Annotated in this window: 20 protein-coding genes and 1 pseudogene; 8 read left to right on the top strand and 13 right to left on the bottom strand. The window is 72.3% G+C overall.

All coding sequences use genetic code 11. The features are described 5' to 3' along the window. Positions 1–14: 14 nt before the first annotated feature. The 4 genes and pseudogenes from RB614_RS34320 to RB614_RS44430 all read right to left on the bottom strand — a co-directional run. Positions 15–416, bottom strand: coding sequence for a DUF3800 domain-containing protein (locus tag RB614_RS34320; RefSeq protein WP_308716866.1), 402 nt, complete (start codon positions 414–416; stop codon positions 15–17). 8 nt (positions 417–424) lie between these two features. Continuing rightward, positions 425–841: a hypothetical protein gene (locus tag RB614_RS34315; RefSeq protein WP_308716865.1), complete on the bottom strand. Its 417-nt coding sequence runs from the start codon at positions 839–841 to the stop codon at positions 425–427. A gap of 65 nt (positions 842–906) precedes the next feature. Next, positions 907–1,116 (bottom strand): TfoX/Sxy family DNA transformation protein, encoded by a 210-nt coding sequence (locus RB614_RS44435; RefSeq protein WP_428983163.1) that lies wholly within the window; start codon positions 1,114–1,116, stop codon positions 907–909. A gap of 175 nt (positions 1,117–1,291) precedes the next feature. Continuing rightward, positions 1,292–1,462, bottom strand: a pseudogene (locus tag RB614_RS44430) (MarR family transcriptional regulator); the annotation flags it as partial. Positions 1,463–1,624: 162 nt separating this feature from the next. Here RB614_RS44430 and RB614_RS34305 point away from each other — a divergent pair. Beyond that, a complete protein-coding gene (locus tag RB614_RS34305) occupies positions 1,625–3,130 on the top strand; it encodes an aldehyde dehydrogenase family protein (protein WP_308716863.1) in 1,506 nt (501 codons plus the stop codon). Between the two features lie 133 nt (positions 3,131–3,263). Here the strand turns inward: RB614_RS34305 and RB614_RS34300 are convergent, their stop codons facing one another. Next, a complete protein-coding gene (locus tag RB614_RS34300; RefSeq protein WP_308716862.1) occupies positions 3,264–3,788 on the bottom strand; it encodes a CGNR zinc finger domain-containing protein in 525 nt (174 codons plus the stop codon). A 226-nt stretch (positions 3,789–4,014) separates the two neighbouring features. On the opposite strand from RB614_RS34300, the gene RB614_RS34295 reads away from it, so the two are divergent. Continuing rightward, complete coding sequence (locus RB614_RS34295) at positions 4,015–4,452, top strand: hypothetical protein (RefSeq protein WP_308716861.1); 438 nt, start codon at positions 4,015–4,017, stop codon at positions 4,450–4,452. A 774-nt stretch (positions 4,453–5,226) separates the two neighbouring features. Here the strand turns inward: RB614_RS34295 and RB614_RS34290 are convergent. Genes RB614_RS34290 through RB614_RS34280 form a run of 3 tightly spaced genes read right to left on the bottom strand, consistent with a single transcriptional unit; the run spans position 5,227 to position 7,418 of the window. After that, positions 5,227–5,646 (bottom strand): DUF5130 family protein, encoded by a 420-nt coding sequence (locus RB614_RS34290; RefSeq protein ID WP_308716860.1) that lies wholly within the window; start codon positions 5,644–5,646, stop codon positions 5,227–5,229. Further along, on the bottom strand, positions 5,633–5,962 hold the full coding sequence (ctaJ, locus tag RB614_RS34285; RefSeq protein ID WP_428983162.1) for an aa3-type cytochrome oxidase subunit CtaJ: 330 nt from the start codon (positions 5,960–5,962) through the stop codon (positions 5,633–5,635). The genes RB614_RS34290 and ctaJ overlap by 14 nt, the downstream gene beginning before the upstream one ends. 16 nt (positions 5,963–5,978) lie before the next feature. After that, the gene (locus RB614_RS34280) at positions 5,979–7,418 is read right to left on the bottom strand and encodes an amidase (RefSeq protein ID WP_308716859.1); all 1,440 of its coding nucleotides are present in this window, start codon (positions 7,416–7,418) and stop codon (positions 5,979–5,981) included. Between the two features lie 101 nt (positions 7,419–7,519). On the opposite strand from RB614_RS34280, the gene RB614_RS34275 reads away from it, so the two are divergent. Both RB614_RS34275 and RB614_RS34270 read left to right on the top strand, forming a co-directional pair. Then, on the top strand, positions 7,520–8,005 hold the full coding sequence (locus tag RB614_RS34275; protein ID WP_308716858.1) for a hypothetical protein: 486 nt from the start codon (positions 7,520–7,522) through the stop codon (positions 8,003–8,005). A gap of 4 nt (positions 8,006–8,009) precedes the next feature. Further along, a complete protein-coding gene (locus RB614_RS34270; RefSeq protein WP_428983161.1) occupies positions 8,010–8,615 on the top strand; it encodes a class F sortase in 606 nt (201 codons plus the stop codon). 77 nt (positions 8,616–8,692) lie between these two features. On the opposite strand, the gene RB614_RS34265 is transcribed toward RB614_RS34270, so the two are convergent. Further along, positions 8,693–9,220, bottom strand: a complete 528-nt coding sequence (locus RB614_RS34265; RefSeq protein ID WP_308716857.1) for an HNH endonuclease — start codon at positions 9,218–9,220, stop codon at positions 8,693–8,695. Between the two features lie 268 nt (positions 9,221–9,488). On the opposite strand from RB614_RS34265, the gene RB614_RS34260 reads away from it, so the two are divergent. The 4 genes from RB614_RS34260 (at position 9,489) to RB614_RS34245 (ending at position 13,865) form a co-directional block, all read left to right on the top strand. After that, a complete protein-coding gene (locus tag RB614_RS34260) occupies positions 9,489–10,535 on the top strand; it encodes a mechanosensitive ion channel family protein (RefSeq protein WP_308716856.1) in 1,047 nt (348 codons plus the stop codon). A gap of 226 nt (positions 10,536–10,761) precedes the next feature. Next, positions 10,762–12,135 carry an MFS transporter gene (locus RB614_RS34255; protein WP_308716855.1) on the top strand — a complete coding sequence of 458 codons (1,374 nt, stop codon included), beginning with the start codon at positions 10,762–10,764 and terminating at the stop codon, positions 12,133–12,135. After that, positions 12,132–12,563, top strand: coding sequence for a globin (locus tag RB614_RS34250; RefSeq protein WP_308716854.1), 432 nt, complete (start codon positions 12,132–12,134; stop codon positions 12,561–12,563). The genes RB614_RS34255 and RB614_RS34250 overlap by 4 nt, the downstream gene beginning before the upstream one ends. A gap of 60 nt (positions 12,564–12,623) precedes the next feature. Further along, positions 12,624–13,865 carry a delta-60 repeat domain-containing protein gene (locus RB614_RS34245; protein WP_308716853.1) on the top strand — a complete coding sequence of 414 codons (1,242 nt, stop codon included), beginning with the start codon at positions 12,624–12,626 and terminating at the stop codon, positions 13,863–13,865. A gap of 886 nt (positions 13,866–14,751) precedes the next feature. Here the strand turns inward: RB614_RS34245 and RB614_RS34240 are convergent. The 4 genes from RB614_RS34240 to ettA all read right to left on the bottom strand — a co-directional run bounded on the left by RB614_RS34240 (position 14,752) and on the right by ettA (position 18,543). Then, positions 14,752–15,270 (bottom strand): type III secretion system chaperone family protein, encoded by a 519-nt coding sequence (locus tag RB614_RS34240; protein WP_428983166.1) that lies wholly within the window; start codon positions 15,268–15,270, stop codon positions 14,752–14,754. A 302-nt stretch (positions 15,271–15,572) separates the two neighbouring features. Next, on the bottom strand, positions 15,573–16,244 hold the full coding sequence (locus RB614_RS34235; protein ID WP_308716852.1) for a DUF8185 domain-containing protein: 672 nt from the start codon (positions 16,242–16,244) through the stop codon (positions 15,573–15,575). A 228-nt stretch (positions 16,245–16,472) separates the two neighbouring features. Then, positions 16,473–16,874: an acyl-CoA thioesterase gene (locus RB614_RS34230; protein WP_308716851.1), complete on the bottom strand. Its 402-nt coding sequence runs from the start codon at positions 16,872–16,874 to the stop codon at positions 16,473–16,475. Continuing rightward, a complete protein-coding gene (ettA, locus tag RB614_RS34225; RefSeq protein WP_308716850.1) occupies positions 16,867–18,543 on the bottom strand; it encodes an energy-dependent translational throttle protein EttA in 1,677 nt (558 codons plus the stop codon). The genes RB614_RS34230 and ettA overlap by 8 nt, the downstream gene beginning before the upstream one ends. Between the last annotated feature and the right edge of the window lie 234 nt (positions 18,544–18,777).

Raw genomic sequence — 18,777 nt, 5'->3', positions numbered from 1 at the left:
GAAGTAGCCCTCGGTCAGCCGAGGGCTTCTTCGTATTCGGGGACATCCGCACCCGCCCAATGGATGCCGGACCGGTCCGAAGGCAGCCACAGCCCGGCCAGGCTTCTATATGCCTCGGCTATTTCCGTCAACGGCCGCCCGTGCCTCGGCCCACCCTTGGGCCACAGATCGGTCTTCACCCAAAGCCACTGGGTTGCCGCATACGCCACCAGATCCGCCGCTTGGACCAGATGATTCGATTTGCTGTCCTGCACGATTGGGTCCTCGATCACCCGCCGGGTCCGCAGATCCAAACCGCGGTGCACCTGCCGGTAGGGCCTGGCGTTGCGGTGCGCCGCCTCGAACGCCGCCGCGACCCCGCCCTCGGACGCCTCCCCATCCGCCGGGCCGGCGTGACCGTCGAGCACGACCAGCACATGCGTGTCTACCTCGGCCCCCACCGCTCCAGGTGCTCCACGAAGCGCGCGTACGCCGTCGGCATGTGCGCGGTGGGGCAACAGACGGTCGTCACGTTCAACGCGGCGCAGCCGGCCAGCGCGGTGAGCATACGATCATATGCGCGGAGCCGGAGCGCTCGATTCTTGAAGATCCGCTCCTGTTCTTCCGACACGCAATAGGCGCCTCGTCCGCGGGCGAGCTCGTTTCCATGCAGCTCGACCTGCTCGCGGACGCCCCAGGTCCGGCTCAGGGCTTTGCGACCTTCCAACCAGCGGTGCATCAGATCATTCCATTTGGCGGCCGGAATGATCAGACCGGTCACCGTGCGCGCCCTTCCCCGACCGGAATCGTCGACGTAGCAGATGTGCACCCGGTCAAGGTACGCGCGGAAATGCGCTGCCACTGCCCCGCAATTCCTTGATCGCCGTCTCGCTGATTTCAAACGCACGGAAACGGCGGATCACCTCCTCAGGATTTGGTCCAGCGGACCCCGGCCAGCGCGCCCTCCAGTGCGCGCCGCGAATGGGTGCAGTCGCGCAGGCCGGCGTCAGCCAGGCGCTGGGCCGCTTCCGGGGCGCCGATCCGGCGGAGGGTCTCCGCGTCCGGGACGCCGACCTGGCGCAGGTCCGCCGCCAGCTTCGGGCCGATGTTGACCAGGCTCTCCAGTTCGCTCGCCATGGGTGTATCCCTCCAGTCCAAATAGGACGATCGCGTCGTCCAGGGCCTGCGCCAGGCGGCGCAGGCGGGTGGGGTCGGCCGGCTGGTAGCGCAGGCGCACCGGGCCGGCCAGCGGGGCGGCGTCGAGCAGGCGCTGCCCCGCGCCAGTGAGGCGGACCAGCCGGCGGCGGCGGTCGCCCCGGTCCGGCGAGACCTCGACCAGGCCGCGCGTGGCGAGCCGGTCGAGGAGCTGGCCCAGCGTGGCCGGGTGCATCACAAGCCGCTCCCGCATGGCGGAGAGGGCGAGGCCACCCGCGCCGGACCACTCGCGGACGATGCGCAGGATCGCCAGCTGGGCGCCGGTCACGCCGTGCTCCCGTTCCAGATGGCGGTTGAACGCACCGATCGCCGCATCCAGGCGGGTCCAGGCCTGGACGGCGGCGAGCGCGTCGGGGTCTGTCACAAGGTTATTATGCAGCACATAGCAGCTGTCTTACCGGCCGGTAGGTTTGGGTCTAGACTCCGGGGCATGACCGCTGTGCATACGCCAGGGGCGCCCTGGATCGAAGACGGCGAGCTCGTCTCCACCAACCCCGCGACCGGCGCTGAGGCCGGCCGCTTCCCGGTGGCCAGCGCCGACGACGTGGCCCGCGCGGTCCAGCGCGGCCAGGAGGCCGGGCGGTGGTGGGCCGGTCTGGGCTTCGCCGGGCGCAAGGAGCGGCTGCTGCGCTGGCGCGCCCTCCTCGCCCAGCAGATCACCGAGCTGGCCGACCTGGTCAACAGCGAGTCCGGCAAGCCGGTCGCCGAGGCCATCGTGGAGGCGGTCGCGGCGATCGAGCACGTCGACTGGTCCGCGCGCAACGCCCGCCGCGTGCTCGGCCCGCGCAAGGTGCGCACCCGCCTCGTGCTCGCCGAGTTCTCCGCCCACCTGGAGTACCAGCCGTTCGGCGTGGTCGGCGTCATCGGCCCGTGGAACTACCCGGTGGTGACCCCGCTCGGCTCGATCGCGTACGCCCTGGCCGCCGGCAACGCGGTGGTCTACAAGCCCAGCGAGTACACGCCGGCGGTCGGGCAGTGGCTGGTCGACTCGTTCGCCCGGGTGGTGCCCGAGCACCCGGTCTTCGACATCGTGCACGGCCTCGGCGACGTGGGCGCCGCGCTCTGCCGCTCCGGCGTGAGCAAGGTCGCGTTCACCGGCTCGAGCGCCACCGCCCGCAAGGTGATGGCCGCCTGCGCGGAGACGCTGACCCCGGTGCTCATGGAGGCCGGCGGCAAGGACGCGATGGTCGTCGACAGCGACGCCGACCTCGACAAGGCCGCCGAGGCGGCGGTGTGGGGCGGGCTCACCAACGCCGGTCAGACCTGCATCGGCATCGAGCGGGTGTACGCGGTGGAGCCGGTCTACGACGCCTTCGTCACCAAGGTGGTGCAGCAGGCCGAAAAGCTGACCGTCGGCGCGGGCGAGGGTGCCGACATCGGCCCGATCACCATGCCCGCGCAGCTCGACATCATCCGCCGCCACATCGACGACGCGCTCGCCCGCGGCGGCCGGGCGGTGCTCGGCGGCCCGGAGTCGGTGCAGCCGCCGTACGTGAAGCCGACCATCCTGGTCGACGTCCCGGAGGACTCGGCGGCGGTGCGCGAGGAGACGTTCGGGCCGACGCTCACGATCCGCCGGGTGCGCGACGCCGACGAGGCGGTCACGCTCGCCAACGCCGTGCCGTACGGGCTGGGCGGCTCGGTCTTCGGCCGGCGGCGGGCGGTCGCGATCGCCCGGCGGCTGCGCTCCGGCATGACCGCGATCAACTCCGCGCTCACCTTCGTCGGCATGTCCACGCTGCCGTTCGGCGGGGTCGGCGACTCGGGGTTCGGCCGCATCCACGGCGACGACGGGCTGCGCGAGTTCGGCCGGGCCAAGGCGATCACCCAGCGCCGCGGGCCGTCCGTGCTGCCGGCGCAGACGTTCGAGCGCACGCCCAAGGACGTCGACCGCATCGTCAAAGTCGTCAAGCTGCTGTACGGCCGCACCCGCTAGTGCGGTAGCCACTAACGTTCACCGGGTGACCGGCGGCCTTCGGCCGCTGGTCACCCGGGCCGGCGAAGCCGGCAAAGGTTAGTGGCCAGCGCACTAGCCGGCGCTCCGGCCTGGCCCGGCTCTGTCGAGCGGCTCATGCGGCCGGGCGGGCGCGGGCGCGGTGGGCGGCGACGTTGACCCGGTTGGCACAGGCCAGCGAGCAAAACCGGCGGCGGCCGTTGCGGGACGTGTCCACGTACACGATCGGGCAGCCCGACCGCCCGCAGCGACCGAGACGGTGGCCGCCGGCCCCGCAGAGGGCGACCGCGAGCCCGCCGGCGATGGTCGCCTTGATCCGGGCGAGCCGGTCGTCGGTGCCGGTGATGTAGTGCAGGTGCGGCGGATGGCCCTCGTGCGTCGAGATGCGCACCGAGGTGGTGGCGTCCGCGAGAAGGGCGTTGACCAGCCGGATCTGCCGCGCCGGGTCGGGCTCGCCGAAGACCGGCCGCACCCGGTCCAGCCACCCGGCCAGCACCGCCGCCTGGGCCCGGTCCAGCCTGCGGCTGGTCATCTCGTGCTCGGTCAGCAGCCGCTCCAGCGCGGCCGGACGGAAGTCGGTGGCGTTCGCGAGCGCCGCGGCCAGGAAGGCGCCGGTGCCGCCGTAATGGTTGAACTGCACAAGCCCATTACACCAGGCTTGGTGGCATGGACGGGCGGATGGAGTTCTGCGACCGGTGCGGGTGCCCCGCCGCGCTGGCCGAGACCGAGTCGACGCACCACACGTCGGAAGGGCTGGTGCGATACCGGCGGTGCGGCTGCGGGCACCGGTGGGTGCAGGTCCTCGCCTTCGCGGAGGCACCGGGGCGGCTGCCTCTAGGATCTGGCCGGAGCGGGAGGAGCGGCGGATGACCGAGGCGTGGGCGACCGACGACGAGCTGCGCGCGGCCCAGGAGCGGTACGCGGCCGGCATCCCCGGGTACGTCCCGCCGGTGGCGCACGGCGTGGCCCGCAAGGACGGCGCCGAGCTGACCTTCGGCCACGTCAACCCGCCCGGCGCGGCGCGGCCGCTGCCGGCGGTGGTGATGGCCTCGGTCTGCGGCTACGTGGCGGGCACTGGCGTCTTCCGGATGGACCGCGAGCGGTTCGCCGAGGCCGTCGCCCGCCTCACCCCGGCCGGGGCGGCGACCCACATCCCGCACCCCAACCTCTGGACCTGGCGCGACCTGCTCGACGGCGGCGACGCGGCGAGCACGTTCCTCGCGTTCTATCTCGCGGACGCCGGCGACCCGATCGTGGACGAGGACGACGCCCGCTTTCGCGAGCGCTTTCCGGCTGCCGGCTGACCCCCCTTCCCCCGCGCTTCGCCGCAGGTCCGAGGTGCGGTTCAAAAGCTACCGCGACGCCCGCCGTGGTCCGGACCCGATGCCGCTCGCCTTGAGTGGAGCCGGCCGTGTTGGGCCATCCGATCTTGTCCACGGTGAAGGATCGGCCACCGGTGGCGATTGCTGGGCCGCGAGCCTTTCGTTGATCGACGCGGGGAAGGCGGGGGTCCGCGGCGATCGTGGTATTCCAGTGCCCCTGCGGGGCACCTATGTACCACGATCTCGATGGCCGCCCGTGGGGCGAGTGGCGGACGGGGCTGGTGAACGCGGACGGTCCGGACGGCGGGTCTCGCGGCCGCACCCTCCGCGTTCGGTCGCGGTGACCCCGCTCCTGCCTCCGGTGTGCGCTCCGGACCATCGGGATGGCGCCGGGTCGCGGGACCGCGCAGCGCTCGTCGACGTGTGCGCGGGGAAGCTCTCGGTCTGCCCCGTCTGTGCGTGCAGCTCGAGAGCTTCGCGCACACACACCGCAGCCGCCCGGCTCGGCGGTCGCGGACTCGGCGCGGGCGCTACTCCGACGCCGTCCGGCGCGGGTCGAGCTCGACCCGAGAGCCGGCCGGGCTGGGCTTGTCTCGCGGACCCCGGCAGCGGCGGCCGGGGAACTCGGCGAGCGCCAGCTCGCCGAGGGCCACAGCGGTGCCCGCGGGAAAGCACCCGCGCATGCGGTCTCCCGCCGGCGCGGACCGGAGCACATCTAGCTGAAGTGACTGCGGTGACCCGGACCCCGACTGCTGGCTAGGCGCGGGCGCGGCCGGCGTGGGTGGCCAGCTGGTCCAGGCCGCTGATGACGCCGCCGGCCAGGTCGCCGCCACCGAACGCGGCGACCATCGACAGGGCGGCGAGCTTGGCGTCGCGGTCGAGGATGCGCTTGCGGGCCACCGCGCCGGTGACGATCTCCAGGACGCGCTGGTTGGGTGACACCGCGATGAGCACGCTGCGGTCCGGGTCGGCGAGCTGGGCGTGCAGCTTTTCCGCGTGGCCGCGGACCGGCTCGTCCAGGTCTCCCATGTAGACACTGAAGGTCAGGCCCGTGGAGCGGTCGGCCACGCGCAGCGCCTCGTCGAGGCGGAGCAGCTGCCGGGTGTTGAACGGCCCGTCGAGCACGCCGGAACGGACGGCCGTGCCGCCCTCGGCCGGGTGGTCACCAGCGGTCACTTGCGCCTCCCGTCGGTCCGACCCGTGTCGGCGCCGCTACGAGCTCGCCCTTTGCCACAGACGGCCCGGCGGGCAGCGCGGCGGGCGACGGCGTGCCGGCGGGCAGCTCCGCGTGCGCGGCCTCGGCGCCAGCCGTCTCGGCACCGACCAGCTGCTCCGGCGCGGCCAGGAACCACACCGGGGCGAAGTCGAACGGGCGACCCGGCCGGTAGCGCTTGGCCGCACGGCCACCACCGAGGGCGGCCAGGCCGGAGATCACGAGCACGATCGCCAGCGGTATGCCGGCGAAGACGAGCACCGTCTCGGTTACAGACACGGACAACACTCCTGACTCAGACGCCGTTCACGGTAGCGGAGGGCGTCGCTCGCCAGATCTCGGGGTGCCGATCCCCCCATCCCAGGGACGCCTCCAGCTCGGCGGCCGCCGCGAGCAGCGCGCCGTCCGCGCCGGGGCGGCCGGTCAGCAGTACGCCGACGGGCATCCCGTCGACCTGCGTGACCGGCAGCGAGACCGAGGGCTGGCCGGTGACGTTGAACACCGCGCAGTACGGGGAGAACCGCCGCTGCATGTCGAAGTCGAGCGCCGGGTCGCCGGCCGCCGTGAACGAGCCGACCCGCGCCTGCGGCATCGCGAGCGTGGGGCAGAGCAGCAGGTCGTACCCGGCGGTGGCGTGCACGCCCCGGCGCACCTGTATCTGCAACTCGGCGAGCGTGGTCATCAGCTGGGGCACGGTGACCGCCGCGCCGCGCTCGCGCATGAGCCGGGTCAGTGGCAGCAGCCGCGGCTCACGGTCCGGTGGCACGGGGGCCAGCGCCAGCACGTACCAGATGGTCTCGAAGAGCGGCCAGACCTCGGGCCCGAGCGGCGGCGGGACGTCGACCACCTCGTGGCCGGCGCCGGCCAGCGCGGCGGCGGCCATGTCGACGGCGCCGGCGCAGGCGGGGTCCACCGGCTGGTCCCCGGCGAGCATCGGGGTGGTGAAGCGCCCGACCCGCAGCCGCGAGCCGGGGCGCCGGGCCGCGGCCAGGTAGCCGCCGTCGGGCGGCGGCGGGGCGAGGTAGGGCTCGCCGGCCACGGGTACGGCCATCGCGTCGAGCAGCGCCGCCGCGTCGGTCACCGTGCGGGCCAGCGGGCCGGCCGTCGGCAGCCCGAACGCGCCGAAGCCGAGCGGCCCGCCGGACACCACGCCGCGGCTGGGCTTGACCCCGACCAGCCCGCACAGCGCCGCCGGGATGCGCACCGAGCCGCCGCCGTCGGAGCCCTGCGCGAACGGCACCAGCCCGGCCGCCACCGCCGCGGCCGCGCCACCGCTGGAACCGCCGGCCGTGTACGCGAGGCCCCAGGGGTTGCGGGCCGGCGGGGCGACCTCGCCCTCGGAGTAGAGCGAGATGCCCAGCTCGGAGGTGGTGGTCTTGCCGAGGCTGACCGTGCCGGCCCCACGGAGCAGGGCGACCACGTCGGCGTCGACCGGCGGTACGAAGTCGGCGAACGCGGCCGAGCCGAGCGTCGTACGCACCCCCGCCGTCATCGTCAGGTCCTTGATCGCCGTGGGTACGCCGTGCAGTGGCGGGCGCCCTTCGGCCGGCGCGCCGTCGGCCGTCTTGGCCTGGGCGCGCGCCTGCTCCGCGGTGACCGTGACGAACGCCCCCACCGTGTCGCCGTGCGCCTCGATCCGCGCCAGGTAGTGGTCGACCAGTTCGGCGCTGGACACCTCGCCCCGGCGGATCGCACTGGCCTGCTCGAGAGCGGTGAGATCGTGTAGATCAGCCATGCCCCCTAGTTTGTATCGGCTGGCGTTTCCGGAGCGGCATGCGCGGGTAACTTGACCGCTTTCCACTGATTTGTGGGTACACGGGTGCGAAGATCCCTCTCATGAGGGCTTTCACGATGGGTCGCTCCGCCGCGGCCCTGGGCATGGTGGCCATGGCTTGCCTGGCCCTGCCCGCACCCGCCTACGCCGACGGGGCCTGGGTCGAGGTCAATCCGAGCAGCATCCAGGCCGGGTACCGGGTCGGCATCCGCGGCAGCTGCCAGGAGAACCTCAACGACGCGGTCGCCCGGTCGAAGGCGTTCGGCGAGGTGAAGATGGCGCCCGAGCACGGGTTCGTCGTGGCGGCGGTGACGGTCCCCAGCGACACCCGGCCCGGCGACTACGAGGTCAAGCTCTCCTGCGCGAACGGCAGCTCGGCCACCACCACCATGTACGTCCTCGGCATGGAGCACCCCACGAAGGGTCCGGCCACGGGCGGCGGCGGTACGGCCGGCGGCACGAGCACCCCCCTGGTGCTCACCGGCGGCGGGCTGGCCGCCGTGGTGGCCGGGCTCGGACTGCTCGCGCTGCGCCGCCGGCGCGTGTAGCCCCGTGCCCGCGGGCACCCGGCTGGCCGCCGGGGCGCTCGTGCTGGTCGGGGTGTTCGCGATCGGGCTGGGGCTGGGCCAGGTCGAGCTCCCCTCCTGGGGGCAGCCGGAGAGCAGGCCGCCGCCGCTGGAGTTTCCGGTACTGGAGCCGAGCCGCCCGATCCGGATCGCGATCCCGTCGATCCAGCTGCGCGCCCCCGTACACGGTGTGGGCCTGGCCGACGACGGCACGATCGCGGTACCGGAGGCGACCCGGCGGCACGAGGCCGGCTGGTACGACGAGAGCCCCACGCCGGGACAGTTCGGGCCGGCGATCATCGTGGGGCACGTGGACAGCCGCACCGGGCCGGCGGTCTTTCACGACCTGCGGCGGCTCCGGCCGGGCGCGACCATCGAGGTCACCCGGCGGGACCGGTCGGTCGCGGTCTTCGAGGTGAACACGGTGGAGCGCTTCGGCAAGACCGAGCTCCCCGCCGGCCGCCTCTACGCCGACTTCAGCCGCCCCGGTCTGCGCCTGATCACCTGCGGTGGGCGATGGGTGGGCGGCGAGACCGGGTACGAGGACAACGTGGTCGTCTTCGCCTCGCTGGTGCGGGCCCGCACGGCGTGACACCGGGCGGGCACCGGGGCGTGTGCCCGCAGCTGGGCGCGGCCCGGAGCCCAACCCGGAGACAACAAAAGCGGCGTCTACGCCGCTTCGGGGAGGTCGAGCCAGTCGGCCCAGCGTGGGTCCGGGGCGCGGTGCCCGAGTACTCGCCAGGCCATCCCTTTCGGCGCCGCGGGCAGCGCGTGCAGGCGCCAGCCGAGCTCCGCCGGGGTGCGGTCACCCTTGGCGTGGTTGCACTTGGCGCAGGCGGCCACGACGTTTTCCCAGGCGTGCCGCCCGCCACGGCTGCGCGGGAAGACGTGGTCGATGGTCTCGGCCGGGCCCCGGCAGTAGGCGCAGCGCCAGCCGTCGCGGGCGAAGATGGCCCGCCGGGAGAGGCCGACGTGGCTGCGGTAGGGCACCCGCACGTAGCGGGTCAGCCGCACCACCGAGGGGACCGGCAGGTCGTGGCGGGCGCTGTGCAGGATGCCGTCGCCGTCGGCGACGCAGACCGCTTTCGCGGACAGGACAAGGATCGCGGCTCTTCGCACTGACACGACACACAGCGGCTCGTAAGTGGCATTGAGGACTAATGCTCCTGAGCCCACCGTGGGTCGTATGTCAGGCATCGCGCTCACCTCTCCAGGTCCCGCAGACCAGCTCCCTGTCAGACCAGCCCGCCGCGGGCCGTCGGTGACCGCGGCCGACACCGGCAGATCACCGGCATCCGTGCGCCAATAGTCCCTGATAGGTAGGAGAATTGCACGTACTTATGGGGGCCTACCTCATGAAGCTTAGGTTTCCCGTGGCAAGATGACCGGTTTATCCGGTGAGATGGTCCGCAGTGCGCCCGCCCCCGCCTCGCCACCGCGACACCGGTGCGGTACTAAGGCACACGTGATAGCCGCCCTCCTCGCCGCCCCGACCCCGGACCCGACGCCCACCGTCAGCGTGGACTGCCGGGAGGACGCCTTCTGCAAGCAGGTGTACGACCTGACCGGCAACGCCTGGCTGTCCGAGAGCAGCTTCTGGATCTTCATCAAGCCGCTCCGCATCATCCTGATCCTGCTCGTCGCGTTCCTGATCCGCTGGATCGCGCAGCGCATGATCAAGCGACTGGTCCGCACCTCGACGCGCACCTCGGTGCCGACCATCCTCCGGCCGCTGCGCGAGCGGATCCCGAGCGCGCCGAGCGCCAGCGACCAGAGCGCGGTCATGCCGGAGCGGCGCCGGCAGCGGGCCGAGGCGATCGGGTCGGTGCTGCGCAGCAGCGTGACCGCGGTGGTCTTCTCGATCGCCGTGCTGCTGATTCTCTCCGAGCTCAACTTCAACCTGGCGCCGCTGCTCGCCAGCGCGGGCATCGCCGGTGTGGCGCTCGGCTTCGGCGCGCAGTCGCTGGTCAAGGACGTGATCTCGGGCGTCTTCATGCTGCTGGAAGACCAGTACGGCGTGGGCGACACCGTCGACCTGGGCGAGGCGACCGGGATCGTGGAGGCGGTGGGGCTGCGCATCACCACCGTGCGGGACGGGCGGGGCGTGCTCTGGTACATCCGCAACGGCGAGATCATCCGGGTCGGCAACAAGAGCCAGGGCTGGGCGATGGTCATCGTGGACATGCCGATCGGCTTCGCCGGCGTCGAGGAGGCCACCTCGGTCATGCGGGCCGCCGCCGCCGAGGTCGCCGAGGACCCGGACCTGGCCGGGCACTTCGTGGACCCGCCAGACGTACTGGGCGTCGAGCAGATCACTGTGGACGGCGCGGTGATCCGTACGATCGCGAAGACCACCGCCGACGGCCAGTTCGACGTCGGCCGCGAGCTGCGCCGCCGGCTGACCGAGGCGCTGGAGTCATCCGGCATCACCGCACGGATCGCCGCAACCCGGATGTATCCCCGCCCCTCGACCCCGAACGGCGAGGGCGAGACCAGGGGCGGTGCCACCTAGCGTCTCACGGGTCGCGCGCCAGGTGGACAGTCAGGTATCGTCCGTTCGTTCAGTCGTCCAGGCGACGGACCACCCGTTCGCCCTAGCGAGTTGTCAGACGATCGGGCAGAATTCGTGAATAGCTCCATGGCGGAGCGTCACGACTATCTCGCCTTTCCGTCTAGATAGCGTTCCCCGGCGGTGTCACCACAAGTGACGGCCCGGACGGGACCATGGAGGCTTCACGGTGTCCGACGAGGCACGCGCCGCCGCCGAACGGCAGGCCACCTTCCGTGAGGTGTTCAGCCAGCCGGAGTATCGAGCGGTCTTTCTCGCGAGCGCGCTGTCCTGGATCGGCGACTACGTTGCCAAGGCCGCGGTCACCGTGCTGGTCTACGACCAGACCCAGTCCGTGGCGATGTCGGCCGCCGCCTTCGCGATCAGCTACCTGCCGTGGCTGCTGGGCGGCCCGCTGCTGGCCACGGTCGCCGAGCGCCACCCGTACCGGACGGTCATGGTCACCGCCGACCTGGTCCGCATGGTGCTGATCGGATCGATCGCGCTCATCGAGATGCCGGCGCCGCTGCTCCTCGTCGTGATCTTCCTCTGCACGCTGGCCAACCCGCCGTCCCAGGCCGCCCGCTCGGCGCTGCTCCCGCTGATCCTGACCGGTGACCGCCTCGTGGTGGGCCTCTCGGTCAACCTCACCACCGGCCAGGCCGCCCAGGTCGCCGGCTACCTCGCGGGCGCCGCCATCGCAGCCGTCAACCCCCGGCTGGCGCTGGCGATCGACGCCGGCACGTACGCGGTGTCGGCCGTGCTGATCCGCTTCGGCGTGCGCGCCTGGCCGCCGGCGATGACCGCGGCACACCGCAGCCACCTGCTCCGGGAGACGGCCGACGGCTTCCGGATCGTCTTCGGTACGCCGGTGCTGCGCGCGATCGCCGTGCTCGTCTTCGCCGCCATGCTCTTCGCGATCGTGCCCGAGGGCCTGGCCGCCGCCTGGGCCGCCACACTGGGCGCGACCGAGGCGGAGCGGGGTGTCTCGCAAGGCCTGATCATGGCGGCCAGCCCAGCGGGATACATCATCGGCGGCCTCGTCACCGCCCGGCTGCTCCGGCCCGACGTGCGGCGTGCGCTGATCCGGCCGTTCGCGGTGCTGGCGCCCTTGTCGCTCGTACCCGCCTTCTTCGGCCCCTCGGCCGTGGGGATCGCGGTGATGGCGGCGATCTGCGGCTTCGCCGTCGCCGGCATGATGCCGGCGGCCAACGGCCTGTTCGTGCAGGCGCTGCCGCACGGCTTTCGGGCCCGGGCGTTCGGCGTGATGCAGAGCGGCACCCAGATCATGCAGGGCGCGGCCGTGCTCGCCACCGGCGTGCTCGCCGAGCACAACCCGATCCCCCGCGTGGTCGGCCTCTGGAGCATGGCCGGTGTGGTGCTGATCCTGCTGGCGGTGACCCAGTGGCCGAGCACCGACCGGTTCAACGCCACCGTGGCCGCCGCCGCCCGCACCCAGCCGCCGGCGCCGCTCGACCAGCCGATCCGGCAAAACGGTGCCCGCCAGGGTGACGCACACGACGTGGTCGAGCAGGTAAGGCTGCCTGGCAAGATAGAGCGGTGAACTTCTTCGACGCGGTCGGCGGCGAGCCGACCTTCCGCAAGCTGGTCGACGAGTTCTACGCGGGCGTCGCCACCGACCCGCTGCTCCGCCCGATGTACCCCGAGGAAGACCTCGGGCCGGCGACCGAGCGGCTGACCCTCTTCCTGATGCAGTACTGGGGCGGCCCCAATACGTACTCGGCGCAGCGCGGGCACCCCCGGCTGCGGATGCGGCACGCACCGTTCCGGGTGGGGCCGGCCGAGCGCGACGCCTGGCTGCTGCACATGCGCCGGGCCGTCGACAGCCTCGACCTCCCGCCCGAGCAGCACGCGACGCTCTGGGAGTACCTGGAGCGGGCGGCGTACTTCATGGTCAACACCATGGACGACGGTCCGGAGCCGGGCGGTCCGGGGCCGGCCGGTCCGACAAATGGGCTGAAGACCGCATAACAGCGCAGCTCCTCGGTCGTTGGTCAACGCGTACTCCAACGCCGACCGCCGAGGGAGATCATGCGCCGCCGCCTCTTCGCCGCCGCCGTCGTGACGGCCGCCACCCTGGCCGGGGTCGTGCCGGCCGTCGCACAGGTCGCCCAGCCCGCCGTGGTCTCCGCGGACCCGGTCGACTGGACGCCGCACGTGCTCGACGGGACCGTGCACGCGATCGCCGTCGTCGGCGACACGGTCGTGGTGGGCGGCACGTTCTCCACGCTGGCCACCACCGCCGGCGCCCGGTACCGGCAGGACTACCTCTTCGCGTTCGGCGCCACCGACGGCCGGCTGCGCCGCTTCGCGCCGCGCCTCGACGGTCCGGTGTACTCGCTGGCCGCCGGCCCCGACGGCACCGTCTACGTCGGCGGCTCCTTCCGCACCGTGAACGGCGCCCCGCAGCGCGGCCTGGCCCGCCTCTCGGTCGCCACCGGCGCCCGCGACACCGGCTTCGCCGCCAGCATCGCCTGGGGCGACGTGCGCGCGCTGGCCGTCTCCGGCCGGTGGCTCTACGCCGGCGGCGCGTTCCCCGCGGTAAACCGCGTCCCCCGGGCCGGCCTCGCCCGGCTGGACGCCGCCTCGGGCGCGGTCGACAGCGGCTTCGACGCCGGCCTCGCCGGCGCCGACCGGGTACGCGTGGAGGACTTCGCCCTCGCACCCGGCGGCGGGCGGCTGGCGGTGGCCGGCGCGTTCACCCAGGTGGCCGGCCAGCCCCGGGTCCAGCTGGCGCTGCTGGACACGAGCGGGCCGCGGGCGGCGCTGGTCAACTGGTACACGGACGGCTACCGGGACGTGTGCGACGGCACCTACGACACCTACCTGCGCGGCGTCGACTTCGCCCCGGACGGCTCATACTTCGTGGTGGTCAGCACCGGCAACGACCACGGCCCGACCCGCCTCTGCGACGCCGCCGCCCGCTTCGACGTGGCCGGAACCGGACGGCGCAACCCGACCTGGGTCAACCACACCGGCGGCAACACACTGCTGTCGGTCGCGGTGACCGGCACCGCGGTCTACGTCGGTGGGCACCAGCAGTGGCTCGACAACCCGCACGGCCACAAGACGGCCGGCCCAGGCGCCGTCTCCCGGCCCGGCATCGGAGCGATCGACCCCCGCACCGGCAAGGCCCTCCCCTGGAACCCCACCCGCAGCCGCGGCGTCGGCGTCCGCGCCTTCCTGGCCACCCCGAACGGCCTCTGGGTCGGCTCCGACACCGACCGCCTGGGCAACGAGTACCACGGCCGCATCGGCATGTTTCCGCTCTGAGCTCGCTAAAGCATATTTGCCTCGGTCCGCCTCAGCTGCGGACCGCATGCGCGGGGTCCCGCGGGGGAACGTGGAGCGTCTTCTTGGGGTGCTTTCCCGCGGGCACCGCTCCGGCTGGCGTCTCGCCGCGCTCGCCGACTTCCCCGCCCTCCGCTGCCAGGCCCGCGCGGGGCTGTCCCGACGCTGTCGCCTCCGCGCGTTTGTTGCCCCGGCGCTGCCGCCTCCACGCGGGGTTGCCCGCGCTGCTGCCTCCGCGCTGGGTTGCCTCGCGCCGCCGCCGGACTCGACGTGCGTGCGCGGAGCTCTCGAGCTGCCCGCACAGACGGGGCACCGCGACCGTTCTCCGGACCGCTCCGCTGGCTGGAGGGGCAATGGCGGGCATCCTCCGTCGCGACCGCCCCGCAGTGGGCGACCTTCCCGACATTGCCCACTGCGCGTCGCGGCGCTGGCGTAGGGCTCGGGTCGCGTGGAACGCGGCGGGCACAACGGTCCGGGACCCATACCATCCAGCCCGCCTTGATCGAGGCTGTGACGTGCGCTTTCGCCCAGACCCTGCGGACCGTCGCGGACACCCGCCCCCGGAGCCCGCATGCCCTGCCCGGCATCACTTCCCAACGCCCGCCCTGGTATCCCCAGCCGCCATCGCGCGGATCTTGGAGAGTTGTGGTAGCCATAGCCGCCCTAACTCTCCAAGATCTCCTCGTGAGCGCGCGGAGGAGGAGGAGGCTGCGGCAGCGACGGTCTTGGCTCTTTGCCGACCGCGCTCACGAGCCCGTCCGTGGCGAATCGCTGCCCCTCGCGGGGCGGTTCTCGCCACGGACGCATCGCAACGCCGCTCTCCCGCGCCGATCAAGGAAGGCTTGTCGCCCGTACCCCAGAAGCTGCTCTAGAGCAGGGCGCCCTCGTCGTGGAGCCAGTCGACGAACGAGGTAGCCACCGCCGCGCCGCAGTCGAGGAGTTCGACCACCAGGGCGTCGTGGGCGCCGGCGCTCAGCGGGACCTGCAGCTCGGCGTAGATGGGCAGCTGGCCGCGCTCGGTGGGGTCGCCCACGTACGCCTTGCAGAAGCGGCGGGTGTGGTTCCACTCGTTGACCACGCGGTAGGCCCGGTCGGCCCAGTCCGGCGGCACTGTCGAGTGTGGACGGGCACGCATCACGAGGATCTCGTCGTCGGGTCCCTCAAGGGTGAAGAGCACCGCGTGCCGCTCCCACATGGCCAGCAGGCTGCCGTCGCCGTCGGCCAGGTAGCGCACGTCGAGCAGGTCGAGGGCCTCACCGATGCGGCGGAGCGTGACCGGGGCGACCTGGACCGGCATGTCGTCGTCCATACTGGACAGATCGGACGGCACCGTGATGTGGCCGGGCTCGCGCTGGGCCGGGACGCCGACGCGGAGCTTGCCGGGGATGGTCGTGCGCTTGCCGCTGCCGCTGGTGGGGCGCGGTCCGCCGCTCTGCTGCCGTGGGACGCTCCCCGAACTCGCCACCTCGGGCTCCTCCCCGATGGCCTCCTGGGTCACACCCGGCCTCTCCAGCCTTCCGCCACCGGTGTGACCGGGGCGCCATTGCCACCACGGCATCGCTCGTGCACCTCACTCCCCAGCGGATCCAGCCGCCTACGTTGCGTTGGACCCGACGCACGACGGTACCCGGACAGCCGGCTTCAGGCATCCCCCCAACCGCCCCACCAAGCCAGAAAGACGATGGGGCATCAGCCGTTCGTACGAGCCACGGCTGGTCGTACCGCGAATTGACTCACGGGAAGTAGCCAAGCCAAACCGTATGGTGCCGCCAAACCAACCCACCGGCCGATCGCTTGCACACGCACTTCGCCTACCGGTACGGGGACGACTTCACCGACAGCCTGGGCCGAACGTCCGAGAAACCCCATCCGTACGACGGCCTGGATCAGCCTTTGCGGCACCTCGACCCGAGACTCCCCGTGTGTGACCAGGATCGCTACATGATCCAGCAGCGCGTCGCGGAGCGCCCGCTGCCCCACCGGCCGGCCGCCGACCCCCTCGGTGCTGGCCCTGCGCAGCGTGCCCGCGGCCGCGGCGGCGATGCGGCGGATGTCGTCGGCGGGCACGGTCTCCACGACCCGCGCGCCGGCCGGCGGCAGCGGCCACCGCCAGTGCTGGTCACGCCGTTCCGGCAGGGTGTCTGCGCCGTCGCCGAGCACGGCCAGCAGGTCCGCCGCGGAGACGGTGGCGTCGTCCGGCCCGGTGCCCTCGACCGTGCGGGTGACGAGCACGCCCCAGGGCAGGCGGGCCCAGAGCGCGACGTGCCCGCCCTCGCCGCCCTTGAGCCGGACGACCGCGCCGGGATCCAGCCGGGTCAGCCGGACCAGGAAGGCACCCGCGTCGCGCTCGTCGAGCTTCACGCCGCCTCCCCAGGGAGGCGACGCTCGGGCCGGGGGAGGCGACGCTCGGGCCCAGGGAAGCGATGCGCGGGCCCAAGAAAGCGACGCCCAGGCCCAAGAAAGCGACGCCCGGGCCGAGGGAGGCGCGCGGGTCCAAGGAGGCGACGCGTGGGGCCGAGCGAGCAACGCCCGAGCAAGCAACGCTCGGGGAAGCGACGCTCGGGCAGGCCGCGGAGTCTCATGGCTCGCTCACTGGTAGGCGCTCAGGAAGGCCCGCTCGGCCTCCGTGAGGCGGCGGGGTCGCTGCTGGCCCAGGTTGTACGGGGCGCAGACCGTGCGGGCGCGGCTGGCGAGCACGTCGCCGTCGAAGAGCTCGTACGCCACGGTGAACCGGGCCGCCCGGATCTCCTCGATCCACATCTCGATGCGTACCGCGTCGCCGTAGTCGACGGGCTTCAGGTAGTCGATCTCGTGGCGGGCGATGATGACGCCCTCCTCCAGCGAGGTCACGCCGGCCTCCCGGGCGCCGACGAACATCATCGCCACCCGGGCCTCCTCGTACAGGGTGAGGAACCGCGCGTTGTTGACGTGCCCGTACGCGTCCATGTCGGACCACCGCACGGCACAGTGGTGGACGAACCGATCAGTCACGTGTGAGCTTGCGGTAGGTCACCCGGTGCGGCCGGGCCGCCTCGGCGCCCAGCCGGTCGATCTTGTTCTTTTCGTAGGCCTCGAAGTTGCCCTCGAACCAGAACCACCTGGCCGGGTCTTCCTCGTCGCCCTCCCAGGCCAGGATGTGGGTCGCCACCCGGTCCAGGAACATCCGGTCGTGGGAGATGACGACGGCGCAGCCGGGAAACTCCAGCAGCGCGTTTTCCAGGCTGGAGAGCGTCTCGACGTCGAGGTCGTTGGTCGGCTCGTCGAGCAGGATCACGTTGCCGCCGATCTTCAGCGTCATCGCGAGGTTGAGCCGGTTGCGCTCGCCGCCGGAGAGTACCTTGGTCGGCTTTTGCTGGTCGGGACCCTTGAAGCCGAAGGCCGCCACGTACGCCCGGGAGGGCATCTCGACCTTGCCCACCATCAGGTGGTCGAGCCCGTCCGAGACCACCTCCCAGACGGTCTTGTCGCCCTGGAGGCCCTCGCGGTTCTGGTCGACGTACGACAGCTGCACGGTCTCGCCGATCTTGACCGCGCCCTTGTCGGGCTGCTCAAGGCCGACGATGGTCTTGAAGAGCGTGGTCTTGCCGACGCCGTTCGGCCCGATGATGCCGACGATGCCGTTGCGCGGCAGGGAGAAGGAGAGGTCGTCGATCAGCACCCGGTCGCCGAAGCCCTTGACCAGCCCCTGGACCTCGATCACCGTGTTGCCCAGGCGCGGGCCCGGCGGGATCTGGATCTCCTCGAAGTCGAGCTTGCGGGTCTTTTCCGCCTCGCTGGCCATCTCCTCGTACCGGTCGAGGCGCGCCCGCGACTTGGTCTGGCGGGCCTTGGCGTTCGACCGGACCCACTCCAGCTCCTCGGAGAGGCGCCTCTTGAGCTTGGCGTCCTTGCGCCCCTCGACCGCGAGCCGGGCGGCCTTCTTCTCCAGGTAGGTGGAGTAGTTGCCCTCGTACCCGATCGCGCGGCCGCGGTCGAGCTCCAGGATCCAGCCCGCGACGTTGTCCAGGAAGTACCGGTCGTGGGTGATCGCCAGCACCGTGCCCGCGTACTTGGCCAGGTGCTGCTCCAGCCACTGCACGCTCTCGGCGTCGAGGTGGTTGGTGGGCTCGTCGAGCAGCAGCAGGTCGGGCGCCTCCAGCAGCAGCTTGCAGAGCGCGACTCGGCGCCGCTCACCACCGGAGAGCTGGGTGACGTCGGCGTCCGGCGGCGGGCAGCGCAGCGCGTCCATCGCCAGCTCGAGCTTGGAGTCGACGTCCCACGCGTCGGCGTGGTCGAGCTCCTCCTGGAGCCGCCCCATCTCCTCCATCAGCTCGTCGGAGTAGTCGGTGGCCATCTGCTCGGCGATCTTGTTGAACCGCTCCAGCTTGGCCTTCGTCTCCGCGACCGCCTCTTCGATGTTGCCGAGCACGGTCTTCGCGTCGTTGAGCGGCGGCTCCTGGGCGAGTAGCCCCACGGTGAAGCCGGGCATCAGCCGCGCCTCGCCGTTGCTGGGCCGGTCGAGCCCCGCCATTATCTTGAGCAGGCTCGACTTGCCGGCCCCGTTGGGGCCGACCACACCGATCTTCGCGCCCGGCAGGAAGCTCAGCGTCACGTTGTCGAGCACGACCTTGTCGCCGTGCGCCTTGCGCGCCTTTTCCAGGACGTAGATGAACTGGGCCACGGTGCGGCCTACCTCCAAATGGATCGTGCGGTCTGCTCGGGCGGACGCCACCGTCAATCCTGACAGGTGCGCCATCCGGGTAGCGAATCACCCCGCGCCCCAAGCCACTGTGCAACGCCCGAGGCGGGCGACCCATTCCGCGGCCAGCGTCACCCGAGAAGTCAGCGCTGCCCCAGGAGGAAACCGACGCTGGCCCCGATCAGGGCGAGGAGGACGGCGGTGACGATCAGCTGT

This window comes from Phytohabitans maris (assembly GCF_031085175.1).
GTDB lineage: Bacteria > Actinomycetota > Actinomycetes > Mycobacteriales > Micromonosporaceae > Phytohabitans > Phytohabitans maris.
The sequence above is the reverse complement of the archived record's forward strand: the minus strand, read 5'-3'. Positions and strand labels throughout refer to the sequence as shown.

Excerpts from the sequence above, each read along its gene's own strand:
- RB614_RS44435 (WP_428983163.1), bottom strand. The coding sequence starts at position 1,116 with ATGGCGAGCGAACTGGAGAGCCTGGTCAACATCGGCCCGAAGCTGGCG.
- RB614_RS34305 (WP_308716863.1), top strand. The coding sequence starts at position 1,625 with ATGACCGCTGTGCATACGCCAGGGGCGCCCTGGATCGAAGACGGCGAG.
- RB614_RS34295 (WP_308716861.1), top strand. The coding sequence starts at position 4,015 with ATGACCGAGGCGTGGGCGACCGACGACGAGCTGCGCGCGGCCCAGGAG.
- RB614_RS34280 (WP_308716859.1), bottom strand. The coding sequence starts at position 7,418 with ATGGCTGATCTACACGATCTCACCGCTCTCGAGCAGGCCAGTGCGATC.
- RB614_RS34275 (WP_308716858.1), top strand. The coding sequence starts at position 7,520 with ATGAGGGCTTTCACGATGGGTCGCTCCGCCGCGGCCCTGGGCATGGTG.
- RB614_RS34265 (WP_308716857.1), bottom strand. The coding sequence starts at position 9,220 with ATGCCTGACATACGACCCACGGTGGGCTCAGGAGCATTAGTCCTCAAT.
- RB614_RS34245 (WP_308716853.1), top strand. The coding sequence starts at position 12,624 with ATGCGCCGCCGCCTCTTCGCCGCCGCCGTCGTGACGGCCGCCACCCTG.